A 25,216-nucleotide genomic window follows, 5' to 3' on the forward strand; every position below is an offset into this window, starting at 1 on the left:
CTCAGACGCCAGGGAGGCTTAATTGCAGCTGCAGCGTTTTTCCACCGAAGCCTATCCGCGCAACCGGCGCGGCGCCGCATGGCGTGACGAACTGCGGGCCGCGCGCCTGCATTGCGAGAGCCTGTGCGCCGACCACACCCTGCACGGCACCATCCAGTCGCGCACCACGCCGGCCGGCATCGAGCTGACCTGCATCGCGTCGGTGCCGCAGACGCTGGCGATCACCGCCGGCGACGGCCGCGGCCTGATGCTGCTGCTGCTGACCGAAGGCGAAGCGCACCTCGCCACCCCGGACCTGCGCGAGCCGTTGCGCCCCGGCCAGGTGGTGTGCGTGCCGGAGCATGCGGCCCGCAAGCTGGCGCTGGTCACCGGTTTCCGCCTGCTGATCGTGCATATCGGCCAGGCCTTGCTGAACGCGCGCATCACCGAGCCGTTGCCGCGCTCCGCGCTGGTGCTGGGCGGCGATGCGGCGGAACTGTTCGCGCGTTTGCTGCAGTCCATGGCGGACAGCATCGACACGCTCGTTTGCGCCGACGCCCGCGCGATCCAGCCCTTCGACAGCACCATCGTCGCGTGCCTGGGCGCGGCCCTGGCTGAGAACCAGCCCAGCGCGCCGGCGGACATGACGCCGTCGCGCGCGGCGGTCTTTGCACGGGTCTGCAGCCGCATCGACGCGCGGCTGGCCGAGCCCGAACTGAGCCTCGCCGCCATCGCCGCCGACGAACACATGTCGGCGCGCTACCTGCAGAAGCTGTTCGAGAAATCCGGCAGCAGCTTTTCCGCCTACCTGCGCACCAGCCGGCTGGAGCGGTGCCGCGCCGATCTGGCCAATGCGCAGTACGACAAGCTCTCGGTCTCTGACATTTGCTATCGCTGGGGCTTCAACGATCCTTCGCACTTCAGCCACGCGTTTCGCGAGCAGTTCGGGATGTCGCCGCGCGCGTACCGTGAGCAGGCCGCGGGGACGCCCGCGCAGCGGCCGTCGCTGAACGTGTCGCGCGGGCTGCCGGCCGATGCCAGACGTGGTCCCGCGCAACAGCGCGCTTCGGCCCACGACGGCGTGCGCGCACGCGTGCAGCCCGGTCCGTCCGTGGTGCCCATCACCCAGGCCCGCTCGCACGCGGCGCGTCCGGAAGGCCGGCACCACTGGCTGCAGGCCACCGACAAGACCGTGCACTGGGGCTACCTGAGCCACGAACTGCCGCCCGTGCTGGAAGTCATGTCCGGCGACACCGTCACCATCGAAACGCTGACCCAGCACGCCTCCGACGACCGCGAGCGCATGATCGACGGCGACCCCGGCGCCGAAAGCGTGTTCCACTGGACCGCCGAGCAGAAGAACGTCGACCGCCGCGGCGCCGGTCCCATCGACGCCTCGGTCTACGGGCGCGGTGCCGGCGAGGGTTTCGGCGTGCATATCTGCACCGGACCGGTCGCGGTGCGCGGCGCCATGCCCGGCGACGTGCTGGAGGTGCGCATCCTCGACGTGCGCCCGCGCCCGTGCGCCAACCCGCGCTTTGCCGGCCGCGCCTTCGGCAGCAACGCCGCGACCTGGTGGGGCTTCCACTACCGCGACATGCTGACCGAGCCGCGCGAGCGCGAAGTGGTGACGGTGTTCGAGATCGACTGCGAACGCGCCGACGGCCGCGCCCGCGCCGTCTACAGCTTCCGCTGGACACCGCAGCGCGATCCGTTCGGCGTGCTGCATCCCACCATCGACTATCCCGGCGTCCCGGTCGACCACGACACCATCGTCAAGAACCACGACGTGCTGCGCGATATCGAGATCCCGATCCGCCCGCACTTCGGCGTGATCGCCGTGGCGCCGGCGCAGGACGGCCTGATCGACTCGATTCCGCCATCCAGCTTTGCCGGCAACCTCGACAACTGGCGCGTCACGCGCGGTGCCAGCGTCTACCTGAAGGTGGCGGTGCCGGGCGCGCTGCTGTCGATCGGCGACCCGCACGCATCGCAGGGCGATTCCGAGCTGTGCGGCACCGCCATCGAATGCTCGCTGACTGGTGACTTCCAGCTGATCCTGCACAAGAGCACCATGATCGAACGCGGCGCCCCGTTCGCCGACCTGAGCTACCCGCTGGTGGAAACCGCCGACGAATGGATCCTGCATGGCTTCAGTTCGCCCAACCACCTGACCGAGCTGGGCCAGATGGCGCAAAGCCATATCTATTTGAAGTCCACGCTGGACGACGCGATGCGCGATGCCTTCCGCAAGACGCGCCGCTTCCTGATGACCGTCAAGGGGCTGAGCGAGGACGAGGCGGTGACGCTGATCTCGGTGGCGGTGGACTTCGGCATCACGCAGGTCGTCAACGGCAACTGGGGCGTCCACGCCATCATCAGGAAGGCGTTGTTTACGCGGTCGTGAGGGCATCCCGGGGCCTGCGGCCGGGCCCTATAGTATCCTCGCGGGTTCCCCGACCCGTACCACGAGATTGATGCCACACACCGACGACGCGCTGCCCGAGCCCGATTCCGCCGTCATCCACGAACCGCGCCTGTGGCGCGACAAGGGCTGGACCGCCCGCGTGATCAAGAACGAGGATGGCGAAGGCTGGGCGGTGGAGATGATCCGCGACGGCAGCGCCGAGCCGGCGCTGGTCGGCCCCTGGACCATGGGGCGCAACAAGGTCGACCCCAAGCCGCTCGATGCCACCGCCCACCAGACCCTGGTCAAGACCGCATCCGAAGTGATCCGGCGCCATGAGCAGCAGCTGCACGCGCAGCTGAACAAGCAGGTCAGCATCGAAGCGGAAGCGGGCAGTGTGACCGTGAAACTGGCGATCACGCCCGACGAGTTCGAGCCCTTCGGCACGCTCACCGCCGAAGACGCCTTCGGCGAAGTGCTGGCGTCCATCAAGGTGCGGCCGGACTTCCGCCTGACGCGCGACAGCGCCGAGCGCTGGGCCGCCAGTGGCTTCGACAGGATCCGCTAGCCGGCGCTTTTTTTGGGCGGCTTGCGCATCCGCAACAGCTCAGCGTAAGACACCAGCTTGCTTTTTTCCCTGGCCAGCATCTTGCCCTTGGAGGCCGGCGGCTGGTGCTGGCCGCGCTCGAACCTGGCGGCGGCGCGTGCGTCGTCGCGCGCAAAGCTGCGCTCCATCCTGGCTTCCGCCTTCACGCGGTCAGCCTCGAGCCGCGCGGCGACGCGCTCTTCCCTGACAATGTCCTGCGCGGCCGACAGGATCTCGGCCCGCAACTGCTCGCGCCTTTGCCTGGCGCTGGCACGGGCCGCCTGCAATTGCGCCTTGCGCTGCTGCAGCCAGTCCCTTCTGTTGACCGGCGCGGGCCTGGCCTCCGCCGGCACGCTCAGGCGCAGTGCCCGGCTGACCGAAACCTTGTCCGCCAGCAGTTTGCGCCGCGGTTCCTTCGCATTACTCACGCTGCGTCACTTTCCCAACCGTAGGTGGATGGCGCCAATACATCACCCGTGATCCATGAAATCGTCCTGGCAACCTTACCATAGGACGCCATCCCGGACCGGCTGGTGGCAGATGCCCGCGTGTCCCGCATGCTATATATCGGCCTGCCGCATTGACCACATCGCCCACGTCCATCGACAGAAGAAGGAAGAGCCAATGAGAACGACCATCGTTGCCGCTGTTGCGCTGCTGGCTGCCGCCCCGCTGCTGGCCCAGTCGCCCGCGCCCGTTACCGCGGCGTCGCCCACGCTGTCACGCGTGGCGCAAGCGGGCATCCTGCGCGTCTGCACGCCGGGAGACTACAAACCCTTCAGCTTCATGAAGGCAGAAGGCCAGTACGAAGGGCTCGACGTGGATCTGATGACCTCGCTGGCCAGCTCGCTGGGCGCCAGGCCGCAATTTGTCAAGACCACGTGGGCCACGCTGATGCCGGATTTTGTCAGCGGCAAGTGCGATATCGGCGCGGGCGGCATCTCGGTGTCGCTGGAACGGCAGAAGCAGGCCTATTTCAGCGCGCCATACATGGTCAATGGCAAGACTCCCATCACCCGCTGCGAGAACGTGGCCCGCTTCCAGAGCGTCGAAGCGATCGACCAGCCGAATGTGCGCGTGATTGCCAACCCCGGCGGCAGCAACGAGCGCTTCGCCCGCACGCGCCTGTCCCGGGCCAAGCTGACCATCCACAAGGACAACCTGACCATCTTCGACGAAGTCATCCGCGGCAACGCCGACGTCTTCGTCACCGAGGCGGCCGAGGCCATCGTCCAGAGCAAGGCCCATCCCGAGCTTTGCGCCGTCAATCCCGACAAGCCGCTCCAGTACGCTGAAATGGGCTATCTGCTGCCGATCGGCGATGAGGTGTTCAAACGATACGTCGACCAGTGGCTGCACCTGGCCAGGGCCGGCGGTGAATTCGACGCACGCCGTGCGGCGTGGCTGGGGAAGTAGCGGCTATTGGCGCAGGTCGCCCGCAATGTCGAGGCGCTGCCGGCGCTGCCCGGCGTCGAATTCATCACGCTGGCGGCGCGGCCGGACTGAAGGCCTGGCAGGTTTCGTCCCGCACCGCAGCCAGACATGCGTGCGATGACGCACAGACCAGAATTCGCCAGCCATTAATCTCGATGCCATGAACACGCCATCACTTCGAATGGCGTGCGCCGGTCTCTCAGGAGCATCGGATGGATCGATTTTATTTGTTGGACGCCTCGTTCTGCCCGAGCGTCAACCAGGGTCGCACTCCCATCTACTGCAGCTCGCCCGAGCGCGCCGTGGCGTCGCAGATGACCGCCTTCACCGCGGCGCTGCAGGCGTGCACCGGCCAGTCGTTCCACCGCTACGGTGCGCTGCACGATTTCTCGGTACGGGAATACCGGACCTTCTGGCGCTGCTTCCTGCAGTGGTCGCAGGGGCTGGCGTGGTCGGGCAGCCCCGAGCCGGTCTGCGTCGGCGACGATTGCGAGCATGCCCGCTTCTTCCCGAACGTGCTGCTGAACTATGCGGACAACCTGCTTGGGCTGGAAGTCGCGGGGCCCGACGCGCCGGCGCTGACCGCGTGCCACGCCGATGGCCGGCGTGAACGCCTGACCCGCGGCGAGCTGCGCGAGCGCGTTGCGCGCGCGGCACATGCCCTGGCGCAACTGGGGCTGCGCGAAGGCGACCGCGTGGTGGGCGTGATGCGCAACGACGCCGAAGCCGTGATCGCCGCGCTGGCGGTGACCGCGCTCGGCGCCACGCTGTCGACCGCCGCGGCCGAGATGAGCGTCGAGACCCTGCTCGATCGCTTCGCGCCGCTGGCGCCGCGGCTGCTGCTCGCGCACAGCGCGCAGCGTGCCTTCGACACCGGCATCCCGCTGGCCGACAACATCGCGGGCCTGGCGGCCGCGCTGCCCTCGCTGCAGGGCATCATCCGGCTCGACGACGGCGCCTTGCCGCCCACCGTCAGCCAGCCCGTCCATGCGCTGGCGGACCTGATCGAGCGTGGCGATGCGCAGCAATTTTCCTTCCAGCGCTTTCCCTTCAACCACCCGCTCTTCATCATGTTTTCGTCGGGCACCACCGGCAAGCCCAAGTGCATCGTGCACGGCGCCGGCGGCAGCCTGCTCGAGCACGTGAAGGAGCACCGGCTGCACTGCGACCTGCGGCCCGGCGACCGCATGTACTTCCACACCACCTGCGCCTGGATGATGTGGAACTGGCAGCTGTCGGCGCTGGCGTCGGGCGCCGAGATCGTGACCTATGACGGCCCCATCGCCACGGTCGACGCGTTGTGGCGGCTGGTCGCGGACGAGCGCGTCACGGTGTTCGGCACCAGCCCCGCCTACCTCAAGATGTGCGAGGACGCCGGGCTGGTGCCCGGCCAGCAGTTCGACCTGGGCGCGCTGCGCGCCATGATGTCGACCGGATCGGTGCTGTTCGACGCGCAGTTCGAATGGGTGCGCGATCATGTCAAGGCGCTGCCGCTGCAGTCGATCTCCGGCGGCACCGACATCCTCGGCTGCTTCGTGCTGGGCAATCCGAACCTGCCGGTCTATGCGGGCGAAGCCCAGTGCAAGAGCCTGGCGCTCGATGTGCAGGCATGGGAACACGGCGCGCCCACCAGCGGCATCGGCGAGCTGGTGTGCGTGAACCCGTTCCCGTCGCGTCCGCTCGGCTTCTATGGCGACGCGGACGGCCAGGGCTTCCACAAGGCCTACTTCTCGGCCAATGCGGGCGTCTGGACCCACGGCGACCGGATCGAGTTTCCGCCCGAAGGCACGGCGCGGCTGCATGGCCGTTCCGACGGCGTGCTCAATGTGCGCGGCGTCAATGTCGGGCCGGGCGAGATCTATCGCGTGCTGCGCGATATCCCGGAGATCCGCGAAGCGATGGTGGTCGAGCAGCGCGCGCGCACGGCACCGCCCGACCCCACCCACGCGGAGCGGTACGAGCAACGCATGGTGCTGCTGCTGGTGTTGCAGGACGGCGTCGCGCTGACCGGTGCGCTGGCCGCGCGCGTGCGCCGCGACCTGGCGCGCCGGGCCTCGCCCACGCATGTGCCCGACCGCATCCTGGCCGTGCCGGCGCTGCCGGTCACGCACAACGGCAAGTTCTCCGAGGCGGCCGCGCGCAATGCGGTCAACGGCCTGCCGGTGGGCAATGCCGCGGCATTGCGCAACCCGGACTGCCTCGATGCCATCCGCAATCATCCGGCCCTGAACCTGGCGGCGCGCGAACTGCCCGCCCCCGGCACGACGCGCGAGCAACTGGAGCGCCATTTGCAGGCCTTGTGGGAGCGATTGTTCGACTTCGCCCCGATCGGCCGCGACGACAACTTCTTCGACCTCGGCGGCCATTCGCTGCTGGGCGCGCGGATGCTCGCAGCGGTGCACCAATCGACCGGACGCACGATTCCGCTGGCGACGCTGCTGTTCACGCCAACCATTGCGGGCCTGGCTGCGGCGATCGACGAGGCCGCGCCCCCGCGGCTCGCGCCCAACCTGGTGCCGGTGCGCAGCGGTACCGGTTCGCCGCTGTTCCTGGTGCATGGCGCGAGCGGTTCGGTAATGGAATGCTGGGGCATGGTCAACGCGCTGCGGACGTCGCGCCCGGTCTATGGGCTGCAGGCACGCGGCCTCGACGGCGAGCAGCCGACCCAGCGGCGCGTCGAGGATATGGCGGCCAGCTACATCGAACAGATGCGCAGCCTGCAGCCGCGCGGTCCGTACGCGCTGGCCGGCTACTCGTTCGGCGGGCTGGTGGTGTTCGAGATGGCGCAACAGCTGACCCGCGCGGGCGAGCAGGTCGAGCTGCTGTGCCTGCTCGACACCTATGTCAGCGAGCATTTCCTGCCCTGGCGCACCTGGATGCGCTATTGCTGGAACTATCCCGGCTGGCAGTTGCGCAAGCTGCGCGCGGTGCCGGCGGCACAGCGCGTGCGCTACCTGAAGTACGCGCTGCGCCGCGCCGCGGAAGGGGTCGGCATGCGCCGCGGCGGCATCACCTGCAAGCCCGACGCGTTCACCGAGTCGCTGCCGCCGGCACTGCGGCAGGTGCGCGAGACCATGGTGCGCGCCATGACGACCTATCGGCCGCGGCCGTACCACGCCGGCCCGGTGCTCTATCTGCGCGCCGCGGTCAGGCAGCAGCAGCGCGGCGATCCGCTGTCGCTGTGGCGGCGCGTCGCGCTGGGCGGCCTGACCATTGCCGAAGTGCCCTGCAGCCATTTCGACCTGGTCATCGAACCGAACCTGCAGGTGGTGGCGGCGATCCTGGACGAAGGGCTGGCGGGCGCGTGACGCCGCGGACATTGCACAACATGGAGCAGGATGGCTTTGCCGCACGGGGCGCGGAAGCTGCCGCGCCGCTCGTGCTGCCGCAACCGGAGCGACTAACGTTGCCGGACGGCGCGGTAGAGGTATGGATGCTGGACGACGCGCAGGTCGATCCCGCCTGCGCGCGGCTGGCCCATACGCTGGCGCCGGACGAGCGCGCGCGCGCCCTGGCCTACCGGCATGCCAGGCACTGCAACGGCTATATCGCCCGGCGCGGGTTGCTGCGCTGGCTGCTCGGCGGTTATCTGCGCTGCGCGCCCGAAGAGCTGCTCTTTGCCGTTTCGGCATTCGGCAGGCCGGTGCTGCAATGGCCGCAGGCGCGGCTCGCTTTCAGCGTGTCCCACACCGACGGCATCGCGCTGCTGGCATTCGCGCGGGCTTGCCGCCTGGGCGTGGACGTGGAGCGGCGTACCGGCGGACTGGATGCTCCGGGCCTCGGGCACGGCGTGTTTTCCGCCGTGGAGGCGCGCACGCTCGCGCGCTCGCGGTCCGACCCGACCGAAACCCTGCTCCGTCTGTGGACGCGCAAGGAAGCGCTGCTGAAGGCGCTCGGCACGGGCCTCGCGGGCGATCCCACCGCCTATAGCACGCACGACGACGGGCGGCGCGGCGCAGGCCATTGGCGGGCTTCGCACCATGGCGCTGCCATCTGTGGCTGGACCTGCCTGGACCTGGATGCCGGGGCAGCGTTCCGGGCGGCGCTGGCCGTATCGCTGCCGGACGCAAGCGTTACGTGCCACCGCTGCGCGGTGCCGGACCCGCCGCGTAACACGTTACGTTACACGTAACGCCCCGCGGCCCGTCACCAGCGCATCCATGCGGTCCCGCCGCCCCGCATCTGTGCCGGAAGCCCGCGGCCCGCCTGGCTCTGGCGCTGGCACGGCCTGGCACCGCCCACCCTTGTGAGGGCTGGCATCGCCCTTGCTGATTCTGCTGGAAAGCGTTGGCCCAGATGCCAACGCCAGACAACCGGAGGAAGAGATGAGCTGGATTCACCGTGGAACGCCGGTCCCGGCGCAAGGGCTGCAGTCCGGCCGCGAGGCGCATGCCGTGGTCATCGACGACATGCCGGTGTTCCGGCACGGCATCACGCGCCTGCTCGGCGAGATGCCGGGCATCAGCCGGGTGGAACCGGTGGAGATCGAGGCCCTGGCGACGCGCAATCTGCGCTTGCCGGCCCCGGCGCTGCTGGTATTCGGCATGCCGCCGGACCTTGCCGATGGCTGGAACCAGCTGCGCCTGGCCAGCCTGGTGCTCAGGCCGCGGCGCCTGCTGCTGATTTCGGACAATATGTGGCTGCGGCTGCCGCAAGGCCTGGACCCGCGCTTTGCCCGCACCTCGTGCCGGTCCGCTTCCGTCGCCACCATCGAGCGCGACGTGCGCGCGCTGCTGGACCTGCCGCTCGCCGCGCCGGCCAAGGCCCCCGCGGACGCCGCGCCCGCGGGCCCACAGCGGCCCTTCCACGCGTTCGCGTAAGGCCCGGCTATTCGAGCCTATCGCGCCGGCGAGATCGTTTGCACCTGCGCCGTGGCACCGATGCTGCGGCGCGGGAACGACGGTAGCTGGCTGAACGGCATTACTGCCCCTGCCCTCCCCTGGGGGGGAATGCCGCGCAGATCAGGTTTCAGTTCCTACCGTCATTCCCGCGAAAGCGGGAATCCAGCGTCGTTAAAAGTCACTGGGTCCCCGCTTTCGCGGGGACGACAGTCACTGGACTGAGCGGCATTACCCCGTTGGGCGTCCCGCGCGACGGCAGCAACGCAAGGCACCGATTTTTCTAAGCTCGCCGCCCAAAAAGTTTCACTTCCGCTATAAAACACAAGCTGTAACCATGCACCCAACCCTGCCCCCGCCCCGCATGGATGGGGAACGCGTGCGGCGGCGGCACCGCCGTTTCCCCCATCACGCCAGCGACGGATGACCATGGTGTTCTTGCTGATGCGGCGCCTTGCTGTGCTGGCCATCCTGCTGTGGCTTGGCATCGCCGCGGTCCAGGCCGCGCCGGATCCCGCCGCCGAAGCGGAGGCCGCGCCGGTCGAAGTCCGGCTGATGAACCGCCCGATCGTGGTGCTGCGCGCAACGCTGGCCGGCGTCACGCCTGAAGCGCGCGCCCGGCGCGCGCGCGACCGCTTCGAAGCTCTGACCCCATCCGACCTGCGGCAGCCCGTGCGCACCAGCCCTGGTGAACTCGCCGGCCAGCACGGCGAAGCCATCTATATCGGCGAGCGGCTGCTGCTGGCCGTGGTCGAAGGCGACCGCGACCCCGAGGACAAGGCCGCCACGCTGGAGGGGCTGGTGCGGCAGTCCGTCGCCAATGTCAACCACGTCGTGGCCGCCCGGCGCCAGCAACAGCACTGGCCTACGCTGATTCGCGGCGCCTTGCGCACGGGCGGCGCGCTGGCGGTTGCGGTATTGCTCTGCTGGGGGCTGACGAAGACCCGGCGCTTGCTGGGGCGCGTGGTGGACGCCTCGTTGCAGCGGCACCTGAAGGCGCGCACCGCCAACGGCTTTGACTGGACCGCCGCGCTCTACCAGCTGACCGACCGCATCGTGCGCATCCTGGCGGTGGCGCTGTTCGCGCTGGTCGCTTTTGTCTGGCTGGAATTCTCGCTGCTGCAGTTTCCGCTGACGCACCCGCTCGGCGCGCGCATGGGCGCTTACCTGTGGCGGCTGCTCGAAGGGATCGGCGGCGCCATGGTCAGCGCCATCCCGGGCTTGCTGGTGGTCGCCATCATCCTGTTCATCACGCGTGGCGTGCAGGCGGTGGTCGCCAGCGTGTTTGCGGCCACCGAGCGCGGCAGCCTGACGGTGCCCGGCCTGCATCCCGAGACGGTGCCGGCGACGCGCCGCCTGGCCACGGTGCTGGTGTGGGCGCTGGGCTTCACCTTTGCCTACCCGTACATTCCCGGGTCGCAGAGCGACGTGTTCAAGGGCGTGTCGGTGCTGCTCGGTTTCATGCTGACGCTGGGCTCGGCCAATGTCGTGAACCAGCTGATGAGCGGCATGGTGCTGGTGTATGCGCGCGCGCTGCGCGTGGGCGACATGGTCAGCATCGGCGATACCGTGGGATGGGTCGAGAGCCTGGGGCCGCTGTCGGTCCGGCTGGTCAACCTGCGGCAGGAGCAGGTAACGCTGCCAAACGCCGTGGTGGTCGGCAGCGCCGTGCACAACTATTCGCGCTCCGGGGACATCAACGGGGGCAGTGCGGCGCTGCTGTCGTCGGCAGTGACGATCGGCTATGACACGCCCTGGCGCCAGGTCCATGCGATGCTGCTCAATGCCGCGCGCCAGGTGCCCGGGCTGGACCCGGCAACGGCGCCCTTTGTGCTGCAGCGCGGGCTGTCGGACTTCTACGTCGAATACGAGCTGTTCTTCGCCATCGAAGACCCGCGCCGCCGCTTCTTCGCGCTGTCCACGCTGCATGCCGCGATCCAGGACGAGTTCAATCGCCACAACGTCCAAATCATGTCGCCGCATTTCGTGCTGCAGCCGAAGGAGCCGGTGATGGTGCCGACCGAACAATGGCACGCGCCCCCCGCCACGCCTCCCGCGCAGCAGCGCGGCGAGGGCTGACTCGCCTGCGCCCCGCAGCGATCACGCATCGGTGCTCGCCATGCCGGCCTGGCCAGCCCCGCGGGCCTTCACCAAGGAGCGGACATGAACACGGCATACCGCAATGCAGAGCGTCCTGATTCCGGCCGTGACACCGTGGGCGATGCATTTTCGCTGGTGCGGGACGACGTGCTGTACCGGATGCAACGGCGCATCGGGCTGATTCCTGTCGAGGGCCTTGGCGTGGCCAGGCGCGCGCTCATCTACAGCATGGTCGCATGGCTGCCTCTGGTGGCCTGGGCGGTGGTCCATGGCCGCGTTACCGGACAGGATGGAGAATCCTTGTTTGGGCACTATGCCATCCATGTCCGATGCCTCATCGGCATTCCGCTGCTGATCTTCGCCGAGGCCATCGCGCACAGCGTGATCCCGCTATGCCTGCGGCAGTTCGCGCGCAGCGGCCTGGTCGACGAGGCATTGGCGCCGCGCTTTCGCGAGATCGTCGAAGGCGCCGCCAGGCTGCGCGATCGCACCTACCCGTGGGTGATCATCGGCGGACTGGTGCTGGGCTGGACCATCGCGGTCTCGCTGGCGCCCAACCGCGACGAGATCGGCTGGGGCGACCTTGGCGGTGCCGAGGGCTTTGCGATGTGGTGGTTCCTGCTGGTGTCGCGGCCGGTCTTCAACGTGCTGCTGCTGGCATGGCTGTGGCGGCTGCTGCTGACCGCTATCGTGCTGATGCGCATTGCCCGGCTGCCGCTGCGCCTGGTGCCGACCCATCCCGACCGGGTCGGCGGACTGTCGTTCCTGAACCGGGTCCAGTTCATCTTCGCGCCGCTCTCGTTCGCGGTGTCCGCGGTGATGGCCGCGACCTGGGCGCACGAAGTGATGTACCACGGCGTCGCCATTCCCTCGCTGTACCTGCAGATGGGCACGCTGGTGTTGGTGCTGACGCTGATCACGCTGCTGCCCATGTTCGGCTTCGTGCCGCTGCTGGCCCGGACCCGCAAATGGGCCTTGCTTGACTATGGCGCGCTGCTGGCCGACCACAACCGCAAAGTGGACCGACGCTGGATCCACGGCGAACCGGGGCAGGCCGACGATCCGCTGCTGGATGCGCCGGAGCTGGGGCCGGTCGCGGACACGCATGCCATCTACAACGCGGTGGCCGGCATGCGCGGTTCGCTGGTCGACAAGCGCGTGCTGCTGGCCACCGCGCTGCCCGCGGCGCTGCCGATGCTGATGCTGGCGTCGTCGCAGCTGCCGCTGAAGTCCACGCTGGGCAAGCTGCTGATGACCTTGCTGTAACGGGGGGCACGCCATCACTACCCGACCCTTCCCGGCGCTCCATCGGTTATCCGGCCAGGCCCTGCACCTGCTTGCCAGCCGGCCGCATCGCTTCGTGCTGGCGTCGTTCTCGCTATCCGTCATGCTGCTCTTGCTGCTGCTGTGGCGCGGGCTTCAGCTGTCGCAGGGCCGCGAGATCGAAGCGCTGCGGCATATGCAGGCGGTGCGCGCGCAGAGCATGGACGCCCTGCTGCAACGCGAGGCCGAGCGCCTGCTCAGCGTGCGGAATGTTGCGCAGCACCTGCTGCAAATCGAAGCGACGGCGCCCGGCGGCCTGGATGCAGAACTGCGCGCTGCGCTGGCGCGTCGCGACGAACCGGTGTGGCTGGTGCCCGCGCATGACGCAGCGGCAGTCTACGGCGTCAGCGCCGCGGCGCTGCGCGGCCTGGACGGCTTCGCCCGCAACGAAGCGCGGCTGCGGGCGGACGTGATCGTGGCGCGCTCGCTCAGCCCTCTGCTGAGCGCGGCACCGGAGGGATCCGGGATACGCCGGCGCATCGCCTATGTTTCTCGCAACGGCGTGCTGGCGGCCTACCCTTCGATCCCGCAAGACCAGGTCGCGTCAGCCATGCCGCGCCTTGCCGCCGCGCCCTACTTCCATGACAGCCTGCCCTCGCGCAACCCCGGCCGGCGCATGCAATGGCGCATCGCCCCGGCCACTGTCGAGCGCGACCAGGTTTCGCTTTTCCTGAGCGTGCCGGTCTATGCCGAAGGGGAGTTCCGGGGCGTGGCGATGCTCGAACTGCCACAGCGCAGTCTCGACGACCAGCTTGGCAATGCGCCCTTCCACGAGGCCAGCAGCTACCTGGTCGATCGCGAAGGCCGGCTCATCGGCGCCAGCACGCGCAACGTGCGTGCCGGCGAGACCCTGCAGGCGGTGCTCTCCGAACCCTGGCCCGCCGCCACCCTGGACGCGGTGTTCCAGGCCGACTCCGGGCTGTTGAACAGCGGCAACGGGAGCGAGCTGATGTTCCGCCGGCTTGGCGATGGGCGCCTGGCGATGGTCGACGAGGTTCCGGTGAAGCAGTTGTGGCTGGCCAGCGCGGCACGCCTGAGCGGGGTCATTGGCGCGGGCGCGGCCGCACTGGGCATTCTGCTTTGTGCCACGCTGGCGGTGGTCCACAGCCTGTTCCGGCACTATCTGGCGCGCGGCGAGGCACTGCGCACGCTGGCGGAAACCGATGCCCTGACCGGCCTTGCCAACCGCCGCGTCTTCGCCGCGCGGTTCGCGGCCGACGCTGCGCGCCGCGCGGCGGAGCAGCGGCCAATCGCCGTGATCATGCTGGATATCGACCACTTCAAGGCCATCAACGATCGCTACGGACATGCCAGCGGCGACGTGGTGCTGCGCGCGGTAGCGGATGCGCTGCGCCGCGGCGTGCGCAGGGACGACCTGCCCGCGCGGCTTGGCGGCGAGGAGTTCGCGGTGTTGCTGCCGGGCACCGGCGTCGACGATGCCGCCGCGGTGGCCGAACACCTGCGGCAGCAGCTGGAAGGCCTGCGCTGCGAGCCTGCGCCGGACGCAGGCAGCACCGGGCCCATCCGTTTTACCGCTTCGTTTGGCGTGGCCGGGATCGCGCCGGGCGAGCGTGACAACCTCGATGCCCTGCTGATGGCCGCTGACCGGCGCCTGTATGAAGCCAAGGCCAGTGGCCGCAACCAGGTGGTGGCGCATTAGCGGGCAGCGTTTGCGAACCCACCCATGCTTAATGGGCTTATAAGCCGGCCTAATCAATCCGGCACGGCATTCTTGACGACAATGATGGACTTATGACACGCGCCGCGAATTCGCGCATCGGCATGGCACCGTGCCATGGTCTTCACAAGGAGTTCACATGACAAGATTCCAGGTCAATGGCCAGCCCAAGGACGTCGATGTTCCCGACGAGATGCCGCTGCTGTGGGCATTGCGCGATGAACTCGGCATGACCGGCACCAAGTTCGGCTGCGGCATGGCGCTGTGCGGCGCCTGCACGGTGCACGTCGACGGCATCGCGATCCGCGCCTGCGTGACGCCGGTCTCCGCCGTCGCGGGACGATCCGTTGCCACCATCGAAGGCATGGAAGGCGACCGCGTCGGCCAGGCGGTGCAGCAGGCGTGGCTCCAGCATAACGTGGCCCAATGCGGCTATTGCCAGGCCGGACAGATCATGACCGCGGTCAGCCTGCTCAAGACCACCCCGGCGCCGACCGACCGGCAGATCGATGAAGCCATGAGCGGCAACATCTGCCGCTGCGGCACCTATCCGCGCATCCGTGCCGCGATCCGGCAGGCGGCCAGCCGCCTGGCGCAGGGAGGCAAGTAATGGACAACATCGCTCGACTCTCGCGGCGCGAATTCCTGCGCGGCAGCCTCGGCCTGATGACGCTGGCCGTGACCAGCGGCGGCCTGGTGAGCGTTGCACGCGCTGCGGATCCCGCGCCCAAGAAGTTTGGTGCCGACTCCATGCCCGGCGGCACCGTCGACAATCCGCTGGCGTTCGTCTCGATCGCCGCCGACGGTACCGTCACCATCGTGGCCCATCGCGCCGAGATGGGCACCGGCGTGCGCACCAGCCTGCCGATGGTGGTGGCCGACGAGATGGAGGCCCGCTGGGAGCGCGTCAAGGTGGTCCAGGCCGAGGCCGACGAGACCCGCTACGGCAACCAGAACGTCGACGGCTCGCGCAGCGTGCGGCATTTCCTGATGCCGATGCGGCGCGTCGGCGCCGCGGCACGCCAGATGCTGGAAGCCGCTGCCGCGGCGCGCTGGTCGGTGCCGGTGTCCGAGGTGCGGGCCGTGCAGCACGAAGTGGTTCACCAGCCCAGCGGACGGCGCCTCGGCTTTGGCGAGCTGGCGGCCGACGCAGCGCGCCAGCCGGTGCCCCAGGGCGACGCGCTGCGGCTCAAGCCCCGCAGCGAGTTCCGCTATATCGGCAAGAACGCGGTGCGGCCGGTCGACCAGGAAGCCATCGGCTCGGGCCGCGCCGTCTATGGCATGGACCTGCGCCTGCCCGGCATGGTCTACGCCGTGGTGGCGCGCCCGCCCGTAGTGGGCGGCAAGCTGCGCCGGCTGGACAGCCGCAAGGCGCTGGCGCTGCCCGGCGTATTGAAGGTGGTGGAGATTCCCGCATTCCAGGGCGCGCCGGCGTTCCAGCCGCTGGGTGGCGTGGCGGTGGTCGCGCGCAATACCTGGGCGGCCATGCAGGGCCGCGCCGCGCTGGAGATCGAATGGGACGACGGCCCCAACGGCAGCTACGACTCCACGGCGTATCGCCGCACGCTCGAGGCGGCTTCGCGCGCGCCGGGCAAGGCGATACGCAACCAGGGCGATGCGCAGCAGGCCTGGGACCAGGCGCCGCCAGCCGAGCGCCTTGCCGCCGACTACTACGTGCCGCACCTGGCCCATGCATCGATGGAGCCGCCGGTGGCCACCGTGCGCATCCGTGGCGGCAGCGCCGAGGTCTGGACCTCGATCCAGAATCCCGTCGCCGCGCAGACTGCCGTGGCCAGGCGCCTCGAGCTCAAGCCCGGCAAGGTCAGGGTGAACGTGCTGCTGCTCGGCGGCGGCTTCGGCCGCAAGTCCAAGCCCGACTTTGTCGACGAGGCCGCCATCGTCGCGCAGGCGATGCCCGAAGGCACGCCGGTCAAGCTGGTATGGACGCGCGACGACGACATCCACCACGACTACCTGCACACCGTTTCGGCCGAGCGCCTGGAGGCCGTCATCGACCGGCAGGGACAGGTCAAGTCGTGGCTGCACCGCAGCGCCGCGCCGACCATCGCCTCGCTGTTTACCGAGGGCGCGAAGGGCCAGCAGATGTTCGAGTCGGCCATGTCGGCGATCAACATGCCCTACCGCATCGACAACGTGCGCGTGGAAACCGCAGAAGTGCCGGCGCATGCGCGCATCGGCTGGTTCCGCTCGGTCGCCAATATCCCGCACGCGTTCGCGGCGCAGTGCTTTATCGCCGAGCTCGCGCACCGCGCCGGCAAGGACCACCGCCAGTTTGCGCTCGACCTGATCGGGCCCGCGCGCAAGATCGACCCCGGCACGCTGGCCGATACCTGGAACTACACCGAATCGCCCGAACGCTATCCGTATGACACGGGCCGCCTGCGTGAAGTGATCGAGGCCGCCACCCGCGGCGCGGGCTGGGGCCGCAAGCTGCCCAAGGGCCACGGGCTGGGCCTGGCCTTCTGCTACAGCTTCATGAGCTACACCGCCACCGTGGTCGAGGTGGCGGTCGATGCGAAGGGCGAGGTGCGCGTGCTGTCAGTAGACATGGCGATGGACTGCGGCCCGCAGATACACCCCGACCGCATCCGCGCGCAGATGGAAGGCGGCGCCATCATGGGCCTGAGCCTGGCGCTGGCGAGCGAGATCACCTTCGACAAGGGCCGCGTGATGCAGAGCAACTTTCACGACTACGAAGTGCTGCGCCACCATGCCTCGCCACGCGTGATCCGCACCCACCTGGTCAACGACAACCATGACCTGCCGCCCGGCGGCGTGGGCGAGCCGCCGGTGCCGCCCGTCGCGCCCGCACTGTGCAACGCGATCTTCGCCGCCACCGGCAAGCGCGTGCGCAGCCTGCCGGTGCGCAAGGTGGCATAGCGAAGGCGCCTTGCGCGCAGATCGCGTCAGGCTGGCCGCGCGGCTTCGGCGCGCGCGGTCAGCCAGGTCAGCAACGCCGCGCACGCCAGCAGCGCCGCGCTGGCGACGAAGGTGCTTTGATGACCGCTGCGGTCAAACAGCAGGCCACCCACGGTAGAGCCGAGCGCGATGGCAAGCTGGACCACCGCCACCAGCAGGCCGCCGCCGGCCTCCGCGTTATTGGGGAAGGTCCTGGCGATCCACGCCCACCAGCCCACTGGCGCCGCGGTGGCAACAAAGCCCCACAGCCCCAGCAACGCGACCGCCGCGGCAGCCTGGCTGCCGAATGCGACCAGCGCCAGCGCAATCGCGGCCATCACTACCGGTATGGCGATCATCGTCGCGTAGAAGCCGCGCCTAAGCGCCGCGCCGATGGCCATGGTGCCGATGAAACCGGCAACCCCGATCACCAGCAGGATCAACGACAGCGACGACACATCCACCCGCGTCACCGTCTCGAGGAACGGCCGCACGTAGGTGAACAGCGTGAACTGCCCCATGAAGAAGACGCTGGCACCGAGCATGCCCAGCGCCACCAGCGGTTGGCGCAGCAGCCGCAAGCCGTTGCCGGAGCCGCTGCTGCGCCCTGCCACCGGCATGGCGGGCAGGCTCACCCACTGCCACGCGAAGGCAACCAGCGCCACCGGCACCAGGCACAGGAACGCGCCGCGCCAGCCGATCACAGCGCCCAGGTAGCTGCCCAACGGCGCGGCCACCACCGTAGCCAGCGCGTTGCCGCCGTTGAAGATCGCCAGCGCACGCGGCACCTGGCCAGGCGGAACCAGGCGCATCGCCGTTGCCGCCGACATCGACCAGAAGCCGCCGACGACCACGCCGATCACCGCACGGCCCGCCATGTAGGCAAGGTAATTGGGCGCCAGCGCGATCACCGCGCCGGAAACCGCCATCAGCGCCGTCAGCCCCAGCAGCAGCGTCTTGCGGTTCATGCTGCCGGCCAGCGCGGCGATGAACAGGCTGGTCAGCACGGCAAAGGCGCCGGAGATCGCGATGCCCTGCCCCGCCAGGCCTTCGGTCACGTGCAGGTCGGCAGCCATGGGCGACAGCAGGCTGACCGGCATGAATTCCGAGGCGATCAGCGCGAACACGCACAGCGTCATCGCAAAGACGCCGCCCCAGCGGGCAGGCTGGCTTCCGGCATCGCGCGAAGGGAGGGTCGCCCCCACGGGGGCGTCACAGAGTTGGGTTGTCATGCCGTCCGGGAAGATGTGGTGCGAGCCGCCCATCTTCACGCGTGGAGTCACCTGTGACTAGCTAATGAGTGCTTAAAGCGGATATAAGTAGCACTAATCAATATGCCGATGGAGACCGACGCATGGTCCGACGCAATCTCAACGATCTGCTGGCTTTCGTGACCGTGGCGCGCGAAGGCAGCTTCACCCGTGCCGCGGCCGCGCTGGGCGTGACCCAGTCAGCGCTGAGCCAGGCCGTGCGCGGCCTCGAGGAACGGCTGCGGATCCGGCTGCTGACGCGCACCACGCGCAGCGTCTCGCCCACCGCGGCGGGCGAACGGCTGATGCAGGCCATCGGCCACCGCTTCGACGAAATCGAGGCCGAGCTCGACGCCCTCACCGCCTTGCGCGACAAACCCGCCGGCACAGTCCGCATTACCTGCGGCGACAACGTGCTGCACACCATCCTGCTGCCCAGGCTCACGCCGCTGCTGCGCGACTATCCGGACATCAAGCTGGAGTTCGACGTCAACTACGGTTTCCGCGACATCGTGGCGGACCGCTTCGACGCCGGCGTGCGCCTGGGCAACACCATCGACAAGGACATGATCGCCGTGCCCATCGGCCCGCCGCTGCGCATGGCGGTGGTGGCATCGCCCGACTACTTCGCCGCCCATCCGCTGCCGAAGACCCCGCAAGACCTGATGGCGCACCGCTGCATCAACCAGCGCATGCCGACCTCCGGCGGGCTATACGTCTGGGACTTCGAGCGGCGCGGCCGCCAGGTGAACGTGCGCGTGGACGGCCCACTGATCTTCAATACCACGCAACCGCAGGTGGACGCGGCGCTGGCCGGGCTGGGCATCGTGCTGCTGCCGGAGGATGAGCTGATGCCGCATATTGAAGCCGGCCGGCTGGTACGCGTGCTGGAGGACTGGTGTCCGAAGTTCAATGGCTACCATTTGTACTACCCCAGCAGGCGGCAGCCGTCGCCGGCGTTTGCGTTGGTGGTGCAGATGCTGCGGGGGTAGGGGGAGCGATTTTCCTAACTGTCGAAAACCCTGCGATAACGTCCGTGACCTTTGGGCTCGCGGCGGGTCGCAGTACCCATGACTGCCAGTACCGCCTCCGTACTCGTTCCAGCGATAGCGCGGAGATCCGCTGCATCAGCGTTTGTCATCAGCAATGCTCTCGGCCAGACATTCGGTGGTCAATGCCGTCACGGTCTTGAAGTCCCCACCACCGTACATCACGTCTTGTGGCATTAACACCGAGTTCATGCCAGCCGGACTGAAAAGCACTCATTGTCGCTCCTTCGGGTATAAAGGCATCTGCCCCGGGGGAAGTGGTGGCGAATCGTCGGGACTTACCTGCAGCACACGGTGTGCCTCCCGAGAACGAACACGAGCTTCGGCCTCGCTTGCCGCACCACGCCATGGTTCGAAATGAAAGTCCCGTGGTATTACCGGATAGTTGGGCCCGGGATAGTCGGGATGACCTGACATGAGATTCGAGATAATTAGTCTGATCTTCCCTTCAGGTAGAAAGTGAACTTGAACTGTACCCGGCTCAAGGTACTTCTCGATTGGAACGATCGCCTCATGCCATTTTCCTACTGCCGCATCCCCCGTCGCATTGGGATCCGAACTCGAGGTCGTCCAGCGTACTGTTGCAGTCAGTCCCTGATGCCACTTCCTTGGGTAGGTCACGCAACAAACAAAGCCCCCGCCCCCACTATAAGCGAAGGAATTTCCTCCCCACGCATCGTTGATGTAGAACTGATGAATATAGTCGGGCGTATGATTGTAGGCAGCAATACTGGAAGCAGTCATATCATCCGCCCTCCCCTCTCCGTTGCCGCAAGCTGAAGCCATAATGGTCAGTGCGGCCAAGATAACCGCCATTAGTGTGGCGCGCTTCTGCTCCATGCTATGTCCGCATTTTTTCGTTTTGTCATATGCCTAGCTATCGCCCGCATGCACATGGTTCCCGTAAGTTCACCGTGTTTACGGGCTGATGGCAAGACTTCCAGCTTCGTGGCGCGATCGCTATGACCCCTCATCGTTGCGTGGAAGTTCCCCCTTTGTTCGACACGAACATTCATTCGCTGTGTCGAGCAGGAGGCTAAACATGGTGTCGCCCTCGGTGCCATCAAGTATGGTGGCAAACTGGCCGCCGGTAGGATGTAAGGTCCGCAGATAGATATCGCACGATCGAGCGATTGTTCCCGCCGTGAGCATAAGCGGGGCCAAACCTAATACTCCTGCTCCTCCATGAACGCCGTGATCGCCGCCATCTCCGCTTCCGTCGCAGCCATGACGCGCCAAAGCTCAGCGTTCTCGATATACAGATCTTGCGGTATCGATCCGCTGCTGGCGTAGCCGTTCAGCGCTTTGCCAGCCACCTCGGAACGGACGCGCGCTTGCTCCAATTTTCGATCAAGCTCCTTCATCCGCCTTTTCAGCGCGATGGCGTCAAGGCCAGCCAGTTCCGGATAGCCGGCGCGATAGTCCATATACTTATCGTCGTAGACCGTACGCCATCGCAGATAGCCCCACATCTCCCAGAACTCGCGTCCACTGGCCTGTTGCGGCAGCTGATCGGTGTAGGCCGGATCCTTCAGGGCTTCGTCGACCGACTGGCCCTTGGCTTCGCGTTGACGTTTGAGGCGGCCATGTGTATCCAGCATCGCCTTTTCCGCGGCACTCAATGGCGGTGGTGGCAGGACGACGCCCACCTTGGCGGTCATCGGTCCGATCACCGCCGGCGCAGCGTCTTTGGAGGCGGCCTTTGCGGCGGCCGCATCGAGCTTGTCCTGCTGCTTGCGGTACCAGACATCGTCGTCGTCACCCATGGGCTTGAACCAGGCGCGGGAGTCATGCACATGGCGCGAGAAGAAGGCATCGACGGCCGCTGCGACATCGGTGTTGTTCCAGGCATCCTTGACCTCATTCCAGCTGTCGAACTTGATGCCGAGCGCCTTCCTGGCCTGATAAAACATGGCGGCGCCTTGTACGACGCCCGAGGCCGGCATCCAGGCGATCGGCCCGCCCGGCGCTTCGGGCACCGCCGCCTGCACGGCGGGGCGCGCACCGGCACCAGCACCGGCAGCCATCATCGCACCGAGCTTCGTGAGCTCGTTCTCTAGCAGCCATTTTGCGCCTTCCATCAGCCAGCCGGTGTAACTGCCGCGGGCCCAGCTCGGCACCAGATTGTCGTAACTGGCGTAGCGTTGAACCCATTTGAGTTCTTCGGCCAGCTCGGCATCGGCTTTGATCAGATCCGTGCGGTCGTTCCTTGGCGCGCGTTGGACGCTGGGCATGGTTGCCACTTTTCCCAGCCAGCGATGGCGCCAGCGCAGGAAGTAGCTGTAATGGTGCCGGATCAGCTCCGGCGTGGTGTCTGGCACGAGCCCTGAAGTCGCGGTGGCGTCTCGGTAAGCGTTGAACGCTGCGATGAGGTCGCGGTCGACCCCAAACTGCTTCCTTAGCTCGGCTGGCGCAGATGCCGGGCTCATCAGGGGCACACCGGCAATGACAGCCTCCCGGTACATATGCGCCAATGGAATCTGGGACAGCTTGGCGCTGTCGTCGGGTGTCCCGTCGGCGCGGCAGCCGCGTCCCTGTTCGCCGGGCTCATAGCCTCCGCCGAGATCCGAGTGGACACCCGGATAGACGAATTCCTCCACGTTGCCGCCTTGCGCGCTGTCCAGGGGAAAGGAGCCACGCACCTCATGGCTCGATACCAGATGCACGCAACGTTTGACCAGGTCGGGGCCCGGAATGCGCAGCCAGCGCTTCTGCGCCCACGCGCCATGTCCGGACGCCATGGTCTCCATCATGCTCTGCGCGATGCCAGCAGAAGCCACGGTGTCGAACAGCCCCAGAAAGTCAATCTGGACCGGGATGCCGCATAGGCTGAGCTTGTCTCCATTGGCGTCGCACGCATCGCGCAGCCAGTTGCAGAACACGCGAGCCTGCGCCGCACCGCGCGAGAAGCCGAACACGTGCAAACGAATGCGCTTGATGATCGGCTTGCGGTCCCGGGGCAGATTACCCAGAACCCTGGCCAGCGCCGCCTTGCGTTCGTTGAGCACGCGCCTGCGGCCCTTGGTATTGACCTCGCGCCAGTTGGTTCGTGCTACGGCGGTCAGCGAGGCGAGCGTGCCGACGCGGGCACGCAGCTGGCGATCGAACTCTCCCTTGGCGCGGTATTTGCCGTTCAGCTCGCGCTCGATGGCGCTGCTGTCGCCGAGGCCTGGAATTCGAATCTCGGGGGCGTTCAGGTCGGCGCTCATCTGCTTGACGAGGTCGCGGTCTGCAGATCGCCCTGTCATGGCTTGATTATGGTAATGGGCGTGCAGGTGGTTGTGGATTTGCAGCAGAGCCCAATTGATGCGCGCCTCGCCACCCCAACCTGCAGCAGCGCCGGCGACTGCTTGAATACCAATGCCCACATCTCCCACTTCCTTGTAGAACGGAGTACCCACGCCAGCGGCGTAAGTCGCAAACCTATACCGTTTCAGTTCGGCCTGCTTAGGCTCAACTTCGAACAGATCAACGAGGCGCGCGACGTTGCTATGAGCGCTGCGCGGCCGGTCGTTGTCCGCATTGTTTCGTGTGCCGTCGAAGAAAAATCCGAAGTGCAAATCCTCTTCACATGGGGGCGGTGCGTCGAGGCAGACATCCAATCCGGTGTATTGGCGATATCTTTCTTGCGGCGAAAGTTCAAATGGCTTAGCCGGGCATTGGGGCGCAAACTTGATGACGGTCATGGCTTCTGCAGTCTAGCGGAATTGGCGGTATGAGACTGAAGCGACTGAGGCAGGCAAGAAATCTCCTACCGGCTCTGTTCGAGGCTTTCCGGCGGATCGCGCAATTCGGGTCGATAGCATAGACGCCGGTCCTGCGGGGCACGGCGCTTCAGGCACGCTTCCTTGGGATCCTCCAATTTGGCGGGATCATCCTTGGCACCGGGCAGCCACCTGGTCAAGTACAGCTTTACCTCTTGATTAGGGAAAATGGCTACGTAGAAATAGGCGGCATCCTCCGTCGAGTACTTTTCGACGGGAACTTCCTTGGTATAAAGCGCCTTCTCGTCCTTCGCGAACAGCTCGTCGTCACTCCACTTGATCGTGACCTTGAAGTTTGGGTCCCAGTGTTTGGGAACCGAAATCCCGCCAATCCATTTGGTCCCACCCGCGTTAGCTACCATCCCTCCAGCCCATTGGCCGTTGACGTACACGACGCCGATTGGCACATCGGTGTAGTTGAGCACCCCGATCTGGCCGCCAAGCGTATCGTCCTCGACGGCTGCAGGCGGCGGCTCAGCTTTGCCGCACGCGGCCATGCCGAACAACGTAGCGGCCAGAAGTACAACAAACGAGCCTCGGATCATCCTTGTGGTCATCATTGGTTATCCCTTATGCGCCAGCATGAGGCCATGGCGCCGAGCCCTGCCAAGGGCGATTGCTTTCACGAACGCCGTCACAAGCATGCCCCCCAAAAATCCTCGCGCAGTGCTTCTGTGAGAAATTGATGGCCCTTTTCTGTGAGTCATGGCGACTAAGGCATGAGTGACGTTGGCCCGCGTGAAACCCTTTACTTTGAGACCGTGTTGTCGTCATGGACGGTCTTGTCAGCGTCAAAAGGCTTCCCGGCCAATCCGGTGCATTCCTCCTGCACAACGTCACGCCAATGCTCACGCGGCTCTCTCTCCCTGATATAGATGTATGACATTTCGATAGTCATCGCGAGCATGCATGCTAGATCTTTCTTGTCATCTCGTTTGGCTGCTTCGTATTGGGTGATGTAGCCATCAATGCGAGTGAGTTCCGATGCCCTCTCGAAATTTTCCGCACCATTTCCCAAGAACCAGTATCCGGCGCAAGCGAGACCGATCCAGGCAACGCTGATGCCCGCGATGATCCACGTATCACGGCCCATTTTCGATTATCCTTCGGAGGTCTTCCTCGCAGGCTCCGCATCTTGAGGTTGAACAGCTTCGAAAGTGGTAGAGCTTCAACATCGGATTGTCTTGGGTGGATGTCGAACTGGTCAAAAGGCATCGCGACGTTGCTTTGGGCGCTGCGATGCTGAGGCAGGCCAAATGTTTACCTACCAACCTCGCTCGGGTCTTTCAGGGGGATCGCGCAGTTCGGGCCGATAGCATAGACGCCGGTCTTGCGGGGCTCGGCGTTTGATACAGGCCTCTTTGGGATCTTCAAGACGGTAAGGATCTTTCTCAGCCCCGGGCCCCCATTTCGTCAGGTATAGCTTGACCTCTTGGTGTGGGTAGAAGGCAACGTAGAAGAAAGAGGCGTCTTCGGGCGGATACTTTTCGACTGATACTTCCTTGGTATAGAGCGCCTTCTCGTCCTTCTCAAACAGTTCGTCGTCACTCCACTTGATCGTGACCTTGAAGTTTGGGTCCCAGTGTTTAGGTACGGAGATTCCTCCAGTCCAACTGGTGCCGCCAGCGTTCGCCACCATCCCCCCAGCCCATTGGCCGTTGACGTACACGACGCCGATTGGCACATCGGTGTAGTTAAGCACCCCGATCTGGCCGCCAAGCGTATCGTCCTCGATAGCTGCAGGCGGCGGCTCAGCTTTGCCGCAGGCGGCCATGCCGAACAACGTAGCGGCCAGAAGTACAACAAACGAGCATCGGATCGTCTTTGTGGTCATCATTGGTCATCCCTTATGCGCCAGCATGATGCCATGGCGCCGAGCCCTGCCAAGG

Annotated in this window: 19 protein-coding genes; 12 read left to right on the plus strand and 7 right to left on the minus strand. The window is 66.6% G+C overall.

Annotation, left to right across the window (positions count from 1 at the left end):
• Positions 1-22 precede the first annotated feature (22 nt).
• Both LIN44_RS22055 and LIN44_RS22060 read left to right on the plus strand, forming a co-directional pair.
• The gene (locus LIN44_RS22055) at positions 23-2,386 is read left to right on the plus strand and encodes an acetamidase/formamidase family protein (RefSeq protein ID WP_227316352.1); all 2,364 of its coding nucleotides are present in this window, start codon (positions 23-25) and stop codon (positions 2,384-2,386) included.
• Positions 2,387-2,456: 70 nt separating this feature from the next.
• Positions 2,457-2,954 (plus strand): hypothetical protein, encoded by a 498-nt coding sequence (locus tag LIN44_RS22060; protein ID WP_227316353.1) that lies wholly within the window; start codon positions 2,457-2,459, stop codon positions 2,952-2,954.
• On the opposite strand, the gene LIN44_RS22065 is transcribed toward LIN44_RS22060, so the two are convergent.
• Positions 2,951-3,400 carry a hypothetical protein gene (locus LIN44_RS22065; protein WP_227316354.1) on the minus strand — a complete coding sequence of 150 codons (450 nt, stop codon included), beginning with the start codon at positions 3,398-3,400 and terminating at the stop codon, positions 2,951-2,953. The genes LIN44_RS22060 and LIN44_RS22065 overlap by 4 nt on opposite strands.
• A 196-nt stretch (positions 3,401-3,596) precedes the next feature.
• On the opposite strand from LIN44_RS22065, the gene LIN44_RS22070 reads away from it, so the two are divergent.
• The 9 genes from LIN44_RS22070 (at position 3,597) to LIN44_RS22110 (ending at position 17,246) form a co-directional block, all read left to right on the plus strand.
• Positions 3,597-4,388 (plus strand): transporter substrate-binding domain-containing protein, encoded by a 792-nt coding sequence (locus tag LIN44_RS22070; RefSeq protein WP_227316355.1) that lies wholly within the window; start codon positions 3,597-3,599, stop codon positions 4,386-4,388.
• 230 nt (positions 4,389-4,618) lie between these two features.
• A complete protein-coding gene (locus LIN44_RS22075) occupies positions 4,619-7,714 on the plus strand; it encodes an acetoacetate--CoA ligase (RefSeq protein WP_227316356.1) in 3,096 nt (1,031 codons plus the stop codon).
• 20 nt (positions 7,715-7,734) lie between these two features.
• Positions 7,735-8,538 carry a 4'-phosphopantetheinyl transferase superfamily protein gene (locus LIN44_RS22080; protein ID WP_227316357.1) on the plus strand — a complete coding sequence of 268 codons (804 nt, stop codon included), beginning with the start codon at positions 7,735-7,737 and terminating at the stop codon, positions 8,536-8,538.
• Positions 8,539-8,731: 193 nt separating this feature from the next.
• A complete protein-coding gene (locus tag LIN44_RS22085) occupies positions 8,732-9,226 on the plus strand; it encodes a DNA-binding response regulator (RefSeq protein WP_227316358.1) in 495 nt (164 codons plus the stop codon).
• Positions 9,227-9,673: 447 nt separating this feature from the next.
• On the plus strand, positions 9,674-11,323 hold the full coding sequence (locus tag LIN44_RS22090) for a mechanosensitive ion channel family protein (protein ID WP_227316359.1): 1,650 nt from the start codon (positions 9,674-9,676) through the stop codon (positions 11,321-11,323).
• A gap of 84 nt (positions 11,324-11,407) precedes the next feature.
• Positions 11,408-12,610 (plus strand): hypothetical protein, encoded by a 1,203-nt coding sequence (locus LIN44_RS22095; protein ID WP_227316360.1) that lies wholly within the window; start codon positions 11,408-11,410, stop codon positions 12,608-12,610.
• A gap of 121 nt (positions 12,611-12,731) precedes the next feature.
• On the plus strand, positions 12,732-14,327 hold the full coding sequence (locus LIN44_RS22100) for a diguanylate cyclase (protein ID WP_255638362.1): 1,596 nt from the start codon (positions 12,732-12,734) through the stop codon (positions 14,325-14,327).
• A gap of 157 nt (positions 14,328-14,484) precedes the next feature.
• Entirely contained in the window at positions 14,485-14,955 is a 471-nt protein-coding gene (locus LIN44_RS22105; RefSeq protein WP_227314429.1) for a (2Fe-2S)-binding protein, read from the plus strand.
• Positions 14,955-17,246 carry a xanthine dehydrogenase family protein molybdopterin-binding subunit gene (locus LIN44_RS22110; protein WP_227314430.1) on the plus strand — a complete coding sequence of 764 codons (2,292 nt, stop codon included), beginning with the start codon at positions 14,955-14,957 and terminating at the stop codon, positions 17,244-17,246. The genes LIN44_RS22105 and LIN44_RS22110 overlap by 1 nt, the downstream gene beginning before the upstream one ends.
• 26 nt (positions 17,247-17,272) lie before the next feature.
• On the opposite strand, the gene LIN44_RS22115 is transcribed toward LIN44_RS22110, so the two are convergent.
• The gene (locus LIN44_RS22115) at positions 17,273-18,496 is read right to left on the minus strand and encodes an MFS transporter (RefSeq protein WP_370641661.1); all 1,224 of its coding nucleotides are present in this window, start codon (positions 18,494-18,496) and stop codon (positions 17,273-17,275) included.
• A gap of 122 nt (positions 18,497-18,618) precedes the next feature.
• Between LIN44_RS22115 and LIN44_RS22120 the strand changes: the two genes are divergently transcribed.
• The gene (locus tag LIN44_RS22120; protein ID WP_227314431.1) at positions 18,619-19,506 is read left to right on the plus strand and encodes a LysR family transcriptional regulator; all 888 of its coding nucleotides are present in this window, start codon (positions 18,619-18,621) and stop codon (positions 19,504-19,506) included.
• A gap of 270 nt (positions 19,507-19,776) precedes the next feature.
• On the opposite strand, the gene LIN44_RS22125 is transcribed toward LIN44_RS22120, so the two are convergent.
• From LIN44_RS22125 to LIN44_RS22145, 5 genes are all read right to left on the minus strand, one after another.
• On the minus strand, positions 19,777-20,403 hold the full coding sequence (locus tag LIN44_RS22125) for a DUF3304 domain-containing protein (RefSeq protein WP_227314432.1): 627 nt from the start codon (positions 20,401-20,403) through the stop codon (positions 19,777-19,779).
• A 326-nt stretch (positions 20,404-20,729) separates the two neighbouring features.
• Positions 20,730-23,249 (minus strand): DUF2235 domain-containing protein, encoded by a 2,520-nt coding sequence (locus LIN44_RS22130; protein WP_227314433.1) that lies wholly within the window; start codon positions 23,247-23,249, stop codon positions 20,730-20,732.
• Positions 23,250-23,314: 65 nt separating this feature from the next.
• Complete coding sequence (locus LIN44_RS22135; RefSeq protein WP_227314434.1) at positions 23,315-23,887, minus strand: DUF3304 domain-containing protein; 573 nt, start codon at positions 23,885-23,887, stop codon at positions 23,315-23,317.
• A 188-nt stretch (positions 23,888-24,075) separates the two neighbouring features.
• The gene (locus LIN44_RS22140) at positions 24,076-24,420 is read right to left on the minus strand and encodes a hypothetical protein (RefSeq protein WP_227314435.1); all 345 of its coding nucleotides are present in this window, start codon (positions 24,418-24,420) and stop codon (positions 24,076-24,078) included.
• A 171-nt stretch (positions 24,421-24,591) separates the two neighbouring features.
• The gene (locus LIN44_RS22145; RefSeq protein ID WP_227314436.1) at positions 24,592-25,164 is read right to left on the minus strand and encodes a DUF3304 domain-containing protein; all 573 of its coding nucleotides are present in this window, start codon (positions 25,162-25,164) and stop codon (positions 24,592-24,594) included.
• Positions 25,165-25,216: the final 52 nt, after the last annotated feature.

This window comes from Cupriavidus sp. MP-37 (assembly GCF_020618415.1).
Classification (GTDB): domain Bacteria; phylum Pseudomonadota; class Gammaproteobacteria; order Burkholderiales; family Burkholderiaceae; genus Cupriavidus.